This window comes from Streptomyces sp. CAI-85, assembly GCF_013363615.1.
In the GTDB taxonomy this organism is placed as follows: domain Bacteria; phylum Actinomycetota; class Actinomycetes; order Streptomycetales; family Streptomycetaceae; genus Streptomyces; species Streptomyces antibioticus_B.
Window position 1 is genome coordinate 126,903 of record NZ_JAANNX010000009.1, and the last position, 15,873, is coordinate 142,775.

Below are 15,873 nucleotides of genomic sequence, written 5' to 3' on the forward strand. Positions count from 1 at the left end.
CCCTGGGCGACCCCCGCCCCGCCCTCCGTCCCCGGAGTGACCGGCCCACCGCCTGTCACCCCTGGAGTGACCGGCGCCCCGTCTCCCGCCCCTGGGGTGACCCGCCCTCGGTCTCCACCCTCGGAGATCCCAGGCTCGCTTCGTCCCCCCTCGCCGCGGCGTCCTCCGAGTCCGCCTCGCCCTCCGAGTCCGCCCCGGCCCCCGCATCGGCGGCGCCCCCCAAACCGTCCCCATCTCCCTCCGGCGCCCCCCGCAGCAGCTCCGTAAGGAGCCGGACCGCCCCCCGCTTGTGCAGCGGGTCGTTGCCGTTGCCGCACTTGGGGGACTGGATGCAGGACGGGCAGCCGGCGTCGCATTCGCAGGAGGCGATGGCCTGGCGGGTGGCGGTCAGCCAGGCGCGGGCGGTGTGGAAGGCGCGCTCCGCGAAGCCCGCGCCGCCCGGATGGCCGTCGTAGACGAAGACCGTCGGGAGGAGGGTGTCGGGGTGCAGGGGGACCGACACGCCGCCGATGTCCCAGCGGTCGCAGGTCGCGAAGAGCGGGAGGAGGCCGATGGAGGCGTGTTCGGCGGCGTGCAGGGCGCCGCCGAGGATCTCGGGGTTGATGCGGGCCGCGTCGAGCTGGTCCTCGGTGACCGTCCACCACACCGCGCGGGTGCGCAGCGTACGAGGAGGGAGGTCGAGTTTCGACTCGCCGAGCACTTCGCCGGTGATGAGCCGCCGGCGCAGGAAGGAGACGACCTGGTTGGTGACCTCGACGGAGCCGTAACAGAGCCGGCCGTCGCCCCAGGGGATCTCGACGTCCGTCTCCAGGACGGAGATGGCGGTGGTGTCGCGGGCGACCGTCGAGTAGGGCGGGCCGGCCTCCTCGACGAGGGCGACCGAGTCCTCCAGGTCCAGGGAGCGGACCAGATAGGTGCGGCCCTGGTGGAGGTGGACGGCGCCCTCGTGGACGGTGGTGTGGGCGGAGCCGGCGTCGACCGTGCCGAGCAGCCGTCCCGTCCCCTCCTCGACGATCTGCACGGGCCGGCCGCCCTCGCCGCGGATGTCGGTGAGGTCGGCGGCGCGCTCGCGGCGGGTCCAGTGCCAGGCTTTGGTGCGGCGGCGCAGCAGTTTCGCGGCCTCCAGTTGCGGCAGCAGGGCCTCGGTCTCGGGGCCGAACAGGGCCAGGTCCTCGTCGGTGAGCGGGAGTTCCGCGGCGGCGGCGCACAGGTGCGGGGCGAGGACGTAGGGGTTGTCGGGGTCGAGGACCGTCGACTCCACCGGGCGGTCGAACAGTGCCTCGGGATGGTGGACGAGGTAGGTGTCCAGCGGGTCGTCGCGGGCCACCAGGATCGCCAGGGCGCCCTGTCCGGCGCGGCCCGCCCGGCCGGCCTGCTGCCACAGGGACGCGCGGGTGCCCGGGTAGCCGGCGATCAGGACGGCGTCGAGGCCGGAGACGTCGATGCCGAGTTCCAGGGCGGTGGTGGCGGCGAGGCCGAGGAGTTCGCCGGAGTGGAGGGCCTGTTCGAGAGCGCGCCGTTCCTCGGGGAGGTAGCCGCCGCGGTAGGCCGCGACACGCCGGGCCAGTGAGCGGTCGACCTCGGCGAGCCGTTCCTGGGCGATCACCGAGATCAGCTCGGCGCCGCGCCGGGAGCGGACGAAGGCGACCGTGCGCACGCCCTGCACGGCGAGGTCGGTGAGCAGGTCGGCGGTCTCGGCGGTGGCGGTACGCCGGACGGGCGCACCCTTCTCACCCTGGAGCTCGGTAAGCGGGGGCTCCCAGAGGGCGAACACCAGTTCACCGCGGGGCGAGGCGTCGTCGGCGACCTCGACCACCGGGAGGCCGGTCAGACGGCCCGCTGCGGCCGCGGGGTCGGCGGAGGTCGCCGAGGCCAGCAGGAAGACCGGAGAGGCGCCGTAGCGGGCGCACAGGCGCCGCAGCCGGCGCAGCACCTGGGCGACGTGGGAGCCGAACACGCCGCGGTAGGTGTGGCACTCGTCGATGACGACGTACTTCAGCGACTTCAGGAAGGAGGACCAGCGGGGGTGGGACGGCAGGATGCCCCGGTGCAGCATGTCCGGGTTGGTCAGGACGTAATTGGCGTACTGGCGGATCCACTCGCGGTCCTCGACCGGCGTGTCGCCGTCGTAGACGGCCGGTCGCACCGCGTGGCCTAGCGGCCGGGAGAGTTCCTTCACCGCGCGGCGCTGGTCGGCCGCGAGGGCCTTGGTGGGGGCGAGGTAGAGGGCGGTGGCGCCGCGGCCGTTCGGGGCCTCGGAGCCGTCCAGGAGGGTGGAGAGGACCGGCACGAGGTACGCCAGGGACTTGCCGGACGCGGTGCCGGTGGCGACGACCACGCTGTCGCCGTCCAGGGCGTGCTCGGCGGCCCGTGCCTGGTGGGCCCAGGGGTGCTCGATCCCGCAGGCCTGGACCGCCGCGACGACCTCGGACCGAATCCGGTCCGGCCAGACGGCATGGCGACCCGCGCGTGGGGGCAAGTGCTCCGTATGAGTGATGCGCGACGTCCGGCTCGGGCCCGGGGCGAGCCGGTCCAGGAGCGCCCCCGGCGCCAGCCGGGACGCGGGCTGTGCCGAGGATCGATCGGATCGGTGATTCTTGGCCATCGGCACCGAGTGTGTCACTGGCGTGACGGACAATGGGGCCAAGGCGTCGTGCACGCCTGCCGGTAAGTGATTGAATGCCATCGCGGCTGGCGAACCGTCCCGGGGGCTCCTGCCCAGGTTTCCCGAGGGGCGACCGCTCGATAGCAAGGTGCTGGAGGATCCGTGGACCTGTCCCTGTCGACCCGTACCGTCGGCGATCGTACGGTCGTCGAGGTCGGTGGCGAAATCGACGTATATACCGCGCCCAAGCTGCGCGAGCAGCTCGTTGAGCTGGTGAACGACGGGAATTTCCACCTCGTCGTCGACATGGAGGGCGTGGACTTCCTCGACTCCACCGGGCTCGGCGTGCTGGTCGGTGGCCTGAAGCGGGTGCGTGCCCATGAGGGCTCGCTCCGTCTGGTGTGCAACCAGGAGCGCATTCTGAAGATCTTCCGCATCACCGGTCTGACCAAGGTGTTCCCGATTCACACCTCGGTCGACGAAGCGGTCGCTGCCACCGACTGAGACCACCCCGTGCCGGGCCTCCGGGCCCGGCCGGCGGTCGAACGAAGGTCGAAGAACAAGGGGGCCCGGGCTTCGGCGTCCCGGCCCCCCGACAGCACGCCCGTAGTTCCGAGGGGGACGCATGGCCACCGTTGAACTCCGCTTCAGCGCGCTGCCCGAGCATGTCAGGACCGCCCGACTGGTGGCGGCGGCGGTGGCGCGCAGGGCCGGGGTGGACGAGGCCGTTCTCGACGAGGTGCGGCTCGCCGTGGGCGAGGCGTGTACGCGGGCCGTCGGCCTGCACCAGAGCGGTGGCATCACCGCCCCGGTGAAGGTGGCGCTCATCGAGGAGGAGAAGCAGTTCTCCATCGAGGTGGGCGACGAAGCGCCCCGGGTGGCTCCGGGCGACCGGGCGCCCGGCTCCGGCGTGGACGACACGGACGTCGAGGAGGACGAGATGGGCCTCGCGGTCATCAGCGGCCTCGTGGACGACGTGGAGGTCAGCGCCGGGGAACACGGCGGGCTCATCCGTATGACCTGGCCGAGGACACCCCTGGCGGTGACACCGGCCTGAGCCGACCGGCTCGACAGACTCACCCGAAGGGCCCCACTCCGGTGGGGCCCTTCGGCATGCGCGCCCCGGGGTGTCCGTGCCTACAGTGGTTCCCAGGAAATGAATCATGGAACAGCGTATTCGTGAAGCAATTCACGAATGAGTTTCAGCCGGCGTATTCGATCAATGCTTTCAAGGCATTACTCGACACAAAGGCGAATTCCGTTTACCGCCCACTGTTTTGATCAGGTTCCGGTACCTACAATCCGTCCACATCTTGAGCTCAGCCCAAGCGTCAAGGAGGACGAATGGCGGGGCTTTCTCTCACCCCTCAACTGCTGGACCACTCCACCACCCTCGCGGCCGAGGTACGTCTGACCGACGGCAACCGTCTGCTCGTGGTGGTCTTCGTGGTCGTCGCCCTGGCCGCGCTCGCCGTAGCGGGCGTCCTGCTGCGCCAGGTGCTCACGGCCGGCGAGGGCACCGACCGCATGAAGGAGATCGCGGGAGCCATCCAGGAAGGCGCCAACGCCTATCTGGCGCGGCAGTTGCGCACGCTCGGCGTATTCGCCGTCGTCGTGTTCTTCCTGCTCATGCTGCTGCCCGCGGACGACTGGAATCAGCGCATCGGACGATCGGTGTTCTTCTTGATCGGAGCGGCGTTCTCGGCGGCCACCGGCTACATCGGTATGTGGCTCGCCGTGCGCAGCAATGTGCGGGTCGCCGCGGCGGCCCGTGAAGCCACTCCGGCGGAAGGCGAACCGGAAAAGGATCTCACCGCCGTCTCGCACAGAGCGATGAAGATCGCTTTCCGTACGGGCGGTGTCGTCGGCATGTTCACGGTGGGGCTCGGCCTGCTGGGCGCCTCCTGTGTGGTGCTGGTGTACGCGGCGGACGCGCCGAAGGTGCTGGAGGGCTTCGGACTCGGCGCGGCGCTCATCGCGATGTTCATGAGGGTCGGCGGCGGCATCTTCACCAAGGCCGCCGACGTCGGCGCCGACCTGGTCGGCAAGGTCGAGCAGGGCATTCCGGAGGACGATCCGCGCAATGCCGCGACCATTGCCGACAACGTGGGCGACAACGTCGGCGACTGCGCGGGTATGGCGGCCGACCTCTTCGAGTCGTACGCCGTGACGCTGGTCGCCGCGCTGATCCTCGGTAAGGTCGCCTTCGGGGACGCCGGACTGGCCTTCCCGCTGCTGGTGCCCGCCATCGGGGTGCTCACCGCGATGATCGGCATCTTCGCGGTCGCACCCCGCCGCACCGACCGCAGCGGAATGTCGGCCATCAATCGGGGCTTCTTCATCTCGGCGGTGATCTCGCTGGCCCTGGTGGCCGTGGCCGTCTTCGTCTACCTCCCGGGCTCCTACGCGGACCTCGACGGGGTCACCGACGCGGCGATCGCGGGCAAGGGCGGCGACCCGCGCATCCTCGCGCTGGTCGCGGTGGCGATCGGCATCCTCCTGGCCGCCGTCATCCAGCAGCTCACCGGGTACTTCACCGAGACCACCCGCCGTCCGGTCCGCGACATCGGCAAGTCGTCGCTGACCGGCCCCGCGACCGTCGTCCTGGCCGGTGTCTCCATCGGACTGGAATCGGCCGTCTACACCGCCCTGTTGATCGGTCTGGGTGTGTACGGGGCGTTCCTGCTCGGCGGTACGTCGATCATGCTGGCGCTGTTCGCGGTGGCGCTGGCCGGCACCGGACTGCTCACCACGGTCGGTGTGATCGTCGCGATGGACACCTTCGGGCCGGTCTCCGACAACGCGCAGGGCATCGCCGAGATGTCCGGTGACGTCGAGGGCGAGGGCGCGCAGGTGCTCACCAACCTGGACGCCGTCGGCAACACCACCAAGGCGATCACCAAGGGCATCGCGATCGCCACGGCCGTGCTCGCGGCGGCGGCGCTCTTCGGGTCGTACCGGGACGCCATCACCACGGGCGCGCAGGACGTCGGGGAGAGCCTCTCCGGCGACGGCGCGGCGATGAGCCTGATGATGGACATCTCGCAGCCCAACAACCTCGTCGGGCTGATCGCCGGCGCGGCGGTCGTCTTCCTCTTCTCGGGGCTGGCGATCAACGCGGTGTCGCGGTCGGCGGGTTCGGTGGTCTACGAGGTGCGGCGGCAGTTCCGCGAGCACCCCGGGATCATGGACCGCACCGAGAAACCCGAGTACGGCAAGGTCGTCGACATCTGCACCCGGGACGCGCTCCGGGAGCTGGCGACCCCGGGTCTGCTCGCCGTCATGGCGCCGATCTTCATCGGGTTCACGCTCGGCGTCGGCCCGCTCGGCGCGTATCTCGCGGGCGCGATCGGGGCGGGCACCCTGATGGCGGTGTTCCTCGCCAACTCCGGCGGCGCGTGGGACAACGCCAAGAAACTGGTCGAGGACGGCAACCACGGCGGCAAGGGCAGCGAGGCGCACGCGGCGACGGTGATCGGCGACACGGTCGGCGACCCCTTCAAGGACACCGCGGGCCCGGCGATCAACCCGCTGCTCAAGGTCATGAACCTGGTGGCCCTGCTCATCGCGCCCGCCGTGATCAAGTTCAGCTACGGCGAGGACAAGAGCATCGGCGTACGGATCCTGATCGCGGTGCTCGCGCTGGTGGTGATCGTGGGCGCGGTCTACGTCTCCAAGCGGCGCGGCATCGCCATGGGCGACGAGGACGACGCCGACTCCTCGCCCAAGTCGGCGGATCCGGCGGTGGTTTCGTAGGGACGGACGGAGGAGTCCCCGGCAAGAGGCGGGCGGGCGGCGCGTGTTGACGCACCGCCCGCCCGTCGTCGTGTCCGGGCGCGGGCCGTGAGCCTTCTCTCCCCCGTCGTAAATGCTGATGAAAGTATGCAGATCAGACATCCCTTCTGGGGGTGTCGTCCGGTTGGCGTGTATGTTCCGGGGCCGAGGGCCATGGAAGGGACCAAACCGGTGAACAAGAAGCTCGCTGCCGCACTGTCCGGCGGTGCGGTACTGGTACTGGCGCTGACCGGATGCAGCGACGAGAAGGACAACAAGGAGCTGGACGCCTGGGCCGAGCAGGTCTGCAAGACCGTGCCCGCCCAGCAGGCGAAGATCACGGCCGCCTACGACGCGCTGGCCAAGGTCGCCAAGGACGGCAAGCCGGAGGAGCTCCAGAAGACCGACTCCGAGGCGTTCCAGAACCTCTCCGACGGGTTCAAGGCGCGTGCGACCGCCCTCGGCTCGGCCGGCGCCCCTCCCGGTGTGGAGGGCGCGGAGAAGAAGCACAAGGACGCCGTCGACAAGCTCACCCTGCTGTCCGACTCCTACGCCGACCTGAAGAAGCAGGTCGACGCGCTCGACACGAAGGACCAGGCGAAGTTCGCCTCCGGCCTGGACGACGTCTCCGAGCAGATGAAGAAGGTGTCGCAGCAGTACGAGAGCGCGGTCGCCTCGCTCCAGAGCCTGGAGGAGGGCGACGTCAAGGAGGCCGTGGCCAAGCAGCCGGGCTGCAAGAAGGCCGCCGCGTCGGCGTCGTCCGCCGATAGCTGAGACGGCGCGGGACGCACGGCACGCGGCAGTGGGCGCGGGACACAATGGGTGGCGTGAGTAACGCCACCCTGCCGCCCCCGCCGCCCCTGCCCTCCGCCGACCGCCCCGACGTCGCCGCGCACCTGCGCGAGGCGCTCCTCGCCGCCTCCTTCACCGCCGACGGGCTGCTCGAACTGCTCGGCGCCCCCGCGTACGCGGCGCTGGCCCGCAGCGAGACCGTGCCCGCGCTCCGGGCCACGCGCGGGGAGACGCCCCTGGAGACGCTCGCCCGTCTCTTCCTGCTCCAGCAGCCCGTGCCCCACGCGCGCGTGGAGAAGGTGCTGCCCGTACGCGCGTGCGTGGACAGCGGCTGGCTGGTCCCCGTCGGCGCCGACGAGGTCGCCGCGACCGTGGACGTACGGCCGTACGGCGGGCCGGACGGCGAGGACTGGTTCATCGTCTCCGACCTCGGATGCGCCGTCGGCGGCGCCGGGGGCATCGGCGGCGGGGACGGCCCGGCGGACACCGCCGTCGTCCTGGGCGTGGGCGGCGCCTCCATGACCCTCGCCGGCATCACCGTCCGTACGCCCGTCGCCGCCGCCCTCGACCTCGGCACCGGCTCGGGCATCCAGGCGCTGCACGCCGCCCGGCACGCCACGCGCGTGACGGCCACCGACCTCAACCCGCGCGCGCTGCACATCACCTCGCTCACCCTCGCCCTGTCCGGCGCCCCCGCCGCGGATCTGCGCGAGGGCTCCCTCTTCGAACCGGTCAAGGACGACGAGACGTACGACCTGATCGTCTCGAACCCGCCGTTCGTGATCTCGCCCGGCGCCCGCCTCACCTATCGCGACGGCGGCATGGCCGGGGACGATCTGTGCCGCTCGCTCGTTCAGGGAGCGGGGGAACGGCTGAACGAGGGCGGGTTCGCGCAGTTCCTCGCCAACTGGCAGCACGTGGAAGGGGAGGACTGGCAGGAGAGGCTCAGGTCATGGGTGCCGCGGGGCTGCGACGCGTGGATCGTGCAGCGCGAGGTGCAGGACATCACGCAGTACGCCGAGCTGTGGTTGAGGGACGCCGGTGACCACCGCGGTGACCAGGCCACGTACCAGGCGCGCTACGACGCGTGGCTCGACGAGTTCGAGGCGCGCAAGGTGAAGGCCGTCGGCTTCGGCTGGATCACCCTGTGCAGGACGGCCGCCGCCGAACCCGTCGTCACCGTGGAGGAGTGGCCGCACCCGGTCGAACAGCCGCTCGGTGACACCGTCCGGGCGCACTTCGAACGGCTCGACTATCTGCGGGCGAACGACGACGCGGCCCTGCTCGCCGCGCACTTCCGGCTGGCCGGCGAGGTCGTGCAGGAACAGGTCGGGCTGCCCGGCGCCGAGGACCCGGAGCACGTCGTGCTGCGCCAGAACCGCGGCATGCGCCGGGCCACCAAGGTGGACACGGTCGGCGCGGGCTTCGCCGGCGTCTGCGACGGCACGCTGAGCGCGGGCCGCATCCTGGACGCCATCGCCCAGCTCGTCGGCGAGGACCCGGTGCTGCTGCGCGACCGCACCCCGGCGCAGATCCGGCTGCTGGTGGGACAGGGGTTCCTGGAACCGGTGGGGTGAGCGACGCCTCACCGGAAGGAGCCGGTCGGGAGAACCGGCGGGGTGAGCGAAGCCTCACTGCGAGAAGTCGGCCGGAAACGGTCCCCGCCGGGTCCCGCCCCCGTCCGTAGCCCTCCCGTTCACCTCCGGTTCGCCGCGGCGCCGCACGCGCGTGTCAGCCTCCCCTGGCTGGGGCAGGCGCGGGCGGCGGAACAAAGGGGCGGGCGATCATGGAGAGCGGGCCGGCGATCTTCGCGGGAATGGTGTTCGCCCTGTTCGGAGGCGCGCTGCTGCTGTGGACCGCGGTGCGGGTGCGGCAGCGGCAGCCCGTCGCACAGGGGGTGAGCCCCGTCGCGTCCGTGACCCTCGCGACACTCACCGCGGTCGTGGCGCTGGCCCTCGGCGTCTGGTGCCTCACCCGCCCCTGAGGCGCAACACGCGCGCGGTTCGCACATCACTTCGAACCCGGCGCGTACACGATCTCGCCGATCCCTGTTCGACCCGCGTGAGCGCGGGCATGCCGGTAAAGGAGAGGACGCGTTCCGGTCCGACGGAAATCGACCGGTCGGCAGTCCGGGCGGCAGGAATGGCGGTAGTCGGGTTACCGTTCGAGTGGCCGTTGCGGGCTTTTCCCGTTTGACACGGGGGCGGGATGTACCGTCACACTCCGCAGCGTCACCCGACCCGCCCCCGGGATCCAGAGCCCGGGGAGGCCCCAGCCTCGACCGGAGAGAAGAGCGAAGTTGTCCCCGACCAGCGAGACCGCGAAGGGCGGCCGCCGACTCGTCATCGTCGAGTCGCCTGCCAAGGCGAAGACGATCAAGGGTTACCTCGGCCCCGGCTACATCGTCGAGGCCAGCGTCGGGCACATCCGCGACCTTCCCAACGGCGCCGCGGAGGTGCCGGAGAAGTACACCGGCGAGGTCCGCCGCCTCGGCGTCGACGTCGAGCACGACTTCCAGCCGATCTACGTGGTCAACGCGGACAAGCGGGCCCAGGTCAAGAAGCTCAAGGACCTGCTCAAGGAGTCCGACGAACTCTTCCTCGCCACGGACGAGGACCGGGAGGGCGAGGCGATCGCCTGGCACCTCCAGGAGGTCCTCAAGCCGAAGATCCCCGTCAAGCGGATGGTCTTCCACGAGATCACCAAGGACGCGATCCGGGCCGCCGTGGCCAACCCGCGCCAGCTCAACCAGTTGCTCGTCGACGCCCAGGAGACCCGCCGCATCCTCGACCGCCTCTACGGCTACGAGGTCTCGCCGGTCCTGTGGAAGAAGGTCATGCCGCGCCTGTCGGCCGGCCGTGTCCAGTCCGTCGCCACCCGTCTCGTCGTCGAGCGGGAACGCGAACGCATCGCCTTTCGTTCTGCCGAGTACTGGGACCTGACGGGCACCTTCGGCACCGGCCGCGCCGGAGACCCCTCGGACCCGTCGTCGCTGGTCGCCCGCCTCCAGACCGTCGACGGCAGGCGGGTCGCGCAGGGCCGCGACTTCGACTCCCTGGGACAACTGAAGAGCGCGAACACCCTCCACCTCGACGAGGCGAACGCCCGCGCCCTCGCCGCCGCCCTGGAGAACACCCGCTTCTCCGTCCGGTCCGTCGAGTCCAAGCCGTACCGCCGCTCGCCGTACGCCCCGTTCCGTACGACGACGCTCCAGCAGGAGGCCAGCCGCAAGCTCGGCTTCGGGGCGAAGGCCACCATGCAGGTCGCCCAGAAGCTGTACGAGAACGGCTACATCACCTACATGCGTACCGACTCCACCACGCTGAGCGAGACCGCCGTGTCCGCCGCGCGGGCCCAGGTCACGCAGTTGTACGGCGCCGACTACCTGCCGCCGCAGCCGCGTACGTACGCCGGAAAGGTGAAGAACGCGCAGGAGGCGCACGAGGCGATCCGCCCCTCGGGTGATCGTTTCCGCACGCCCGCGGAGACCGGTCTGACCGGTGACCAGTTCAAGCTGTACGAACTGATCTGGAAGCGGACCGTCGCCTCCCAGATGAAGGACGCCACCGGCAACAGCGTGACGGTCAAGATCGGTGGCACCGCCGCCGACGGCCGGGACGTCGAGTTCAGCGCCTCCGGCAAGACGATCACCTTCCACGGCTTCCTGAAGGCGTACGTCGAGGGCGCCGACGACCCGAACGCCGAGCTGGACGACCGCGAGCGCCGGCTGCCCCAGGTCACCGAGGGCGACGCGCTCAGCGCCGACGAGATCACGGTCGACGGGCACGCCACCAAGCCCCCGGCCCGCTACACCGAGGCCAGCCTGGTCAAGGAGCTGGAGGAGCGGGAGATCGGCCGCCCGTCGACGTACGCGTCGATCATCGGCACGATCCTCGACCGCGGCTATGTCTTCAAGAAGGGCACCGCGCTCGTCCCGTCCTTCCTGTCCTTCGCCGTGGTCAACCTCCTGGAGAAGCACTTCGGGCGGCTCGTCGACTACGACTTCACCGCCAAGATGGAGGACGACCTCGACCGCATCGCCCGCGGTGAGGCCCAGGCCGTGCCGTGGCTGAAGCGCTTCTACTTCGGTGAGGTCGAGGGAGCCGACGCGGGCGGCGCCGCCGACGCCGGCAACGGCGACGGGGACCACCTCGGCGGCCTCAAGGAACTGGTGACCGACCTGGGCGCGATCGACGCGCGCGAGGTGTCGTCGTTCCCCGTGGGCAACGGCATCGTGCTGCGGGTCGGCCGCTACGGCCCGTACATCGAGCGGGGCGAGAAGGACGCGGAGGGCCACCAGCGCGCCGACATCCCCGAGGACCTGGCGCCCGACGAGCTCTCCGTCGAGCTGGCCGAGGAACTCCTCGCCAAGCCGAGCGGCGACTTCGAGCTGGGCACCGACCCGGCCAGCGGCCACCCGGTCATCGCCCGCGCCGGCCGGTACGGCCCGTACGTCACCGAGGTGCTCCCCGAGGGCACCCCGAAGACCGGCAAGAACGCCGTCAAGCCGCGCACGGCCTCGCTGTTCAAGTCGATGTCGCTGGACACGGTCACGCTGGAGGACGCCCTCAAGCTGATGTCGCTCCCGCGTGTCGTCGGCACCGACGCCGAGGGCCAGGAGATCACCGCGCAGAACGGCCGCTACGGCCCGTACCTGAAGAAGGGGACGGACTCCCGCTCCCTCCAGACCGAGGACCAGCTCTTCACGATCACCCTCGAAGAGGCGCTGGCGATCTACGCCCAGCCCAAGCAGCGCGGCCGCGCCGCCGCCAAGCCGCCGCTGAAGGAACTGGGCACCGACCCGGTCAGCGAGAAGCCGGTCGTCGTCAAGGACGGCCGCTTCGGACCGTACGTCACCGACGGGGAGACCAACGCGACCCTGCGCTCCGGCGACAGCGTCGAGGAGATCACCCCCGAGCGCGGCTACGAACTGCTCGCCGAGAAGCGCGCCAAGGGCCCCGCCAAGAAGACGGCGAAGAAGGCACCCGCGAAGAAGGCGACGGCCAAGAAGACCACGGCCAAGAAGGCGGCCCCGGCGAAGAAGACGGCCGCCAAGAAGACCACGGCGAAGAAGACGACGACGGCCGCGAAGACCACCGCGGCCGCGAAGAAGACGACGGCGTCCGCCCCGCAGGAGGACTGACCCCGGCCCCTCCGGGCCATCGCCACCGTCGTCACCGTTTCTCCACGGCCGGTCCACGAGACGACCGCCCCGGCATCACTTTGGTGTCGGGGCGGTCGTACGTGCGGACGGACGCCCCGAGCTGTCAGTCGCTGCCGATAGGCTGAAAGCATGACGCGAGCCGAGCAGCCAACGGCCCACCACCCGGCCCCGGACGACGCCCTGGTGGCCGACTCACGCGAGCGCGCCGTGCGCGCCCTGTTGCGCGAGCCCCAGCTCAAGCGGCTGTGGAGCGCCCAGTTGGTGGGGGGTGTGGCGGACACCCTGGCCCTGCTGGTGTTCGTCTTCCTCGCCCTCCAGGCGGCCATCGTCGAGGGCGCCTTCGGGAGCGGCTACCGGGGCGTGGCGTTCGCCGTGGCGTCCGTCTTCGCCGTACGGATCCTCGCCACCCTCCTCTTCGGCGCCGTCCTCCTCGGCCCGCTCAGCTCGCTCACCTCACCCGAGGGGCCGCTCGACCGGCGCTGGACCATGGTCGGCGCCGACGGTGTGCGCGCCGCGCTGCTGATCGTCGCGCCCCTGTGGATCGACTGGACGCCGGACGACGCGCTGGCCCTGCTGCTGGTCACCGTCTTCGTGACCGGTGTCGCCGAGCGGTTCTGGACCGTCGCCCGCGAGAGCGCCGCCCCCGCGCTGCTGCCCGCCCCGCCCCTGGAGGGCGCGACGGTACGGCCGCTGCCGGACCATCTGGACGCCCTGCGCCGGCTCGCCGTGCGCACCGGCTTCGTGGCGATCCCGCTCGGCGCGGCCGTGCTGGTCGGGGCCTCGCTGGTCAACAACCTGCTGGGCGCCGGCATCGACTGGTTCGCCCAGCATCAGGCCGCCCTCGCCTCGTACGTCGCCGGGGGGCTCTTCGCCGGGTCCCTGTCGGTCGTGGTCTTCCTGGAGCTGCCCTCGACGCGCACCCCGCGCGCGCGGTCCCCGCTGGAGGGCCTGCGCCGGCCCCGTACGGCCACCGGTGTCGACGCCGGCCGCACCGGCGCCGTGCCGCTGCTGGTCCTCTCCTGCGCGGCCGTCGCCGCCGCGATCGCGGCCGCCGTCGCCGTGGCCGTCCTGCACGCCACGTACCTGGGCGGCGGCCCGGTGCTGTACGGCCTGTTCGTGCTCGGCCTCACCGGCGGCGTCGTCGTCGGCGTGCGGACGGCACCCAAGGTGCTGGTGTCGCTGTCGCGGCGCCGCCTGCTCGCCCTGGCCATCGCCTTCACCGGCATCGCCCTGCTCGCCGCCGGGCTGGTCCCGGACGTCACCAGCGTGCTGCTGATCACCACCCTGGCCGGCGTCGGCGCGGGCGTCGCCGCCAACACCGGGCACGCCCTGCTCGACCAGGAGACCGAGGACCACCGCCGCGCCCGGACCACCGAGCATCTGCACGCGGTCGTCCGGGTGTCCGTCGCGCTGGCGGCGCTGATCGCCCCGCTGGTCGCGGCGCTGATCGGCCCGCACCGCCTGGAGAACGGCAAGTTCGTGTTCGCGCACGGCGGCGCCGCGTTCACCCTGATGCTGGTCGGCGCGCTGCTGCTGCCGGTGGCCGCGCTGGTGCTGGCCAAGGTCGACGACCGTTCCGGCGTCCCGCTGCGCCAGGACCTGCGGGACGCGCTGCTCGGCGGCGACGACCCGGTGCAGGCGCCCGCCCCGACCGGCTTCTTCATCGCCCTGGAGGGCGGCGACGGCGCCGGCAAGTCCACCCAGGCCGAGGCGCTCGCCGAGTGGATCCGCGCCAAGGGCCACGAGGTCGTCCTCACGCGCGAGCCGGGGGCCACCCCCGTGGGCAAGCGGCTGCGCTCGATCCTGCTGGACGTGTCGTCCGCGGGCCTCTCGCACCGCGCGGAGGCGCTGCTGTACGCGGCGGACCGCGCGGAGCACGTCGACACCGTCGTCCGGCCCGCCCTGGAGCGCGGCGCGGTCGTGATCACCGACCGGTACATCGACTCGTCCGTGGCCTACCAGGGCGCGGGCCGCGACCTCTCCCCGACCGAGATCGCCCGGATCTCCCGCTGGGCGACCGACGGCCTGGTGCCGCATCTGACGGTGCTGCTCGACGTCTCCCCGGAGACCGCCCGCGAGCGGTTCACGGAGGCACCCGACCGTCTGGAGTCGGAGCCGGCGGAGTTCCACACGCGTGTGCGCTCCGGTTTCCTCACCCTGGCCGCCGCCGACCCCGGCCGCTACCTGGTGGTCGACGCGGGCCAGCAGCCCGAGGCCGTCACCACCGTCGTACGCGCCCGGCTCGACCGGATGCTGCCGCTGTCCGAGGCCGAGATCGCGGCCCAGGAGGAGGCGCGCCGCAAGGCCGAGGAGGAGGCCCGGCGCAAGGCCGAGGAAGAGGCCGCGCGCAAGGCCGAGGAGGAGCGCCTGGAGCGCGAGCGCGAGGAGCAGCTCGCCAAGCTGCGCGCCGAGGAGGAGGAGCGCAAGCGGCGCGAGCTGGAGGAGGCGCAGCGGCGCGAGGCCGAGCGCCAGGCCGAGGAGGCCCGGCTGCGCGCCGAGGAGGCCCAGCGGCGTGCGGAGGAGGAGCGCAAGCGGCTCCTCGCCGAGGAGAAGGCCCGCGCGGAGGAGGAGGCCCGCCGTAAGGCGGAGGAGGAACGGCGCCGTCGGCAGGCCGAGGAGGAGGCCCGGCTGCGGGCCGAGGCCGAGACGCGGCGCCTGGAGAAGCAGCGCAAGGCGGAGGAGGCCCTGTTGCGGGCCGAGGAGGCACGCCGTGCGGCGGAGCAGGCCGCGGCCGCGGCGCAGGCCGGTCCTCGCAAGCCGCCGCCGGCCGCGCCGCAGGAGGCGGTGACCGTGCCCACTCCTGTCGTGTCCCCGGCGAACGTGCCGGGTGGCTCCGGGGCGCCGGGTGGTTCTGGCTCGGTGGAGGACACCGCGAAGCTGCCCCGGGTCCGCCCGGGCAAGAACGCGGCGGACAGCGCGCCCGCGCGGGCCCGCCTGGAGAAGGACCCGGAGCCCACACAGGCCGAGGTGACGACCGAGCTGCCCGTGCCTCCGGCGGGGGCCGCGGACGAGACGGCGGTCCTGCCGCCCGTGCCCCCGGCCGGTGCGGCGGACGAGACGGCTGTGCTGCCGCCGGTCCGTGACCAGCGTGCCGCGGACGAGACCGCGGTGCTGCCTCCGGTACGGGGGGACAGTCCCGCGGACCGGGTGCCCACGGGGTTCTTCCGTGACGAGCGGGGGGACGCCGGGCCGGGCGCCGGTCCCGACGGGTCCGAGGGCAGCACGCGTGAGCTGCCGCAGGTCGACGAGGAGGGCGCGCCCCGCAGACGGCCTCGCCCCGACTGGGCCGAGGAGACCCCGCTGGACGACCTGCCGTCCCTCGCGGACGAACTGCTGGGCCCGCACCGGGACGACGACGACTTCGATGAGGGCGGCCGGGACGGCGGCGGCAGGGGGCGCGGGGGGCGACGGCGCTGAGCGCGTCGGTGAGGTCGGCCGCGGTTGACGCGGCGGACCGCGTTGTCAGTGGTGGCCCGCACAATGGAAGCGGCCACCACGGCTGGGCGGGTGCCGATGCCGAGGCATGCCGCAAGGACGA

General features: G+C 72.0%; 9 protein-coding genes. 8 read left to right on the forward strand and 1 reads right to left on the reverse strand.

The window, feature by feature from the left end:
* Positions 1-55 precede the first annotated feature (55 nt).
* On the reverse strand, positions 56-2,686 hold the full coding sequence (locus G6W55_RS14390; RefSeq protein ID WP_254876247.1) for a DEAD/DEAH box helicase: 2,631 nt from the start codon (positions 2,684-2,686) through the stop codon (positions 56-58).
* A gap of 81 nt (positions 2,687-2,767) precedes the next feature.
* On the opposite strand from G6W55_RS14390, the gene bldG reads away from it, so the two are divergent.
* The 8 genes from bldG to tmk all read left to right on the forward strand — a co-directional run bounded on the left by bldG (position 2,768) and on the right by tmk (position 15,752).
* Positions 2,768-3,109, forward strand: coding sequence for an anti-sigma factor antagonist BldG (gene bldG, locus G6W55_RS14395; protein WP_009189842.1), 342 nt, complete (start codon positions 2,768-2,770; stop codon positions 3,107-3,109).
* A gap of 121 nt (positions 3,110-3,230) precedes the next feature.
* Positions 3,231-3,662 carry an ATP-binding protein gene (locus G6W55_RS14400; protein WP_030795892.1) on the forward strand — a complete coding sequence of 144 codons (432 nt, stop codon included), beginning with the start codon at positions 3,231-3,233 and terminating at the stop codon, positions 3,660-3,662.
* Positions 3,663-3,949: 287 nt separating this feature from the next.
* Entirely contained in the window at positions 3,950-6,361 is a 2,412-nt protein-coding gene (locus G6W55_RS14405) for a sodium-translocating pyrophosphatase (RefSeq protein ID WP_175521214.1), read from the forward strand.
* A gap of 192 nt (positions 6,362-6,553) precedes the next feature.
* Complete coding sequence (locus tag G6W55_RS14410) at positions 6,554-7,153, forward strand: small secreted protein (RefSeq protein WP_175521215.1); 600 nt, start codon at positions 6,554-6,556, stop codon at positions 7,151-7,153.
* 44 nt (positions 7,154-7,197) lie between these two features.
* Complete coding sequence (locus G6W55_RS14415; RefSeq protein WP_175521216.1) at positions 7,198-8,748, forward strand: class I SAM-dependent methyltransferase; 1,551 nt, start codon at positions 7,198-7,200, stop codon at positions 8,746-8,748.
* A 209-nt stretch (positions 8,749-8,957) separates the two neighbouring features.
* A complete protein-coding gene (locus G6W55_RS14420; protein ID WP_175521217.1) occupies positions 8,958-9,155 on the forward strand; it encodes a hypothetical protein in 198 nt (65 codons plus the stop codon).
* Between the two features lie 315 nt (positions 9,156-9,470).
* Positions 9,471-12,314 carry a type I DNA topoisomerase gene (gene topA / locus G6W55_RS14425; protein ID WP_175521218.1) on the forward strand — a complete coding sequence of 948 codons (2,844 nt, stop codon included), beginning with the start codon at positions 9,471-9,473 and terminating at the stop codon, positions 12,312-12,314.
* Between the two features lie 150 nt (positions 12,315-12,464).
* Positions 12,465-15,752 (forward strand): dTMP kinase, encoded by a 3,288-nt coding sequence (tmk, locus tag G6W55_RS14430; RefSeq protein WP_175521219.1) that lies wholly within the window; start codon positions 12,465-12,467, stop codon positions 15,750-15,752.
* The last annotated feature ends 121 nt before the right edge of the window (positions 15,753-15,873 follow it).

Bases quoted from the DNA above. Each gene is read 5' to 3' on its own strand.
- G6W55_RS14415 (WP_175521216.1), top strand. From the start codon at position 7,198: ATGGGTGGCGTGAGTAACGCCACCCTGCCGCCCCCGCCGCCCCTGCCC.
- G6W55_RS14410 (WP_175521215.1), top strand. From the start codon at position 6,554: ATGGAAGGGACCAAACCGGTGAACAAGAAGCTCGCTGCCGCACTGTCC.
- tmk (WP_175521219.1), top strand. From the start codon at position 12,465: ATGACGCGAGCCGAGCAGCCAACGGCCCACCACCCGGCCCCGGACGAC.
- G6W55_RS14400 (WP_030795892.1), top strand. From the start codon at position 3,231: ATGGCCACCGTTGAACTCCGCTTCAGCGCGCTGCCCGAGCATGTCAGG.
- G6W55_RS14405 (WP_175521214.1), top strand. From the start codon at position 3,950: ATGGCGGGGCTTTCTCTCACCCCTCAACTGCTGGACCACTCCACCACC.
- G6W55_RS14390 (WP_254876247.1), bottom strand. From the start codon at position 2,686: ATGGCATTCAATCACTTACCGGCAGGCGTGCACGACGCCTTGGCCCCA.
- G6W55_RS14420 (WP_175521217.1), top strand. From the start codon at position 8,958: ATGGAGAGCGGGCCGGCGATCTTCGCGGGAATGGTGTTCGCCCTGTTC.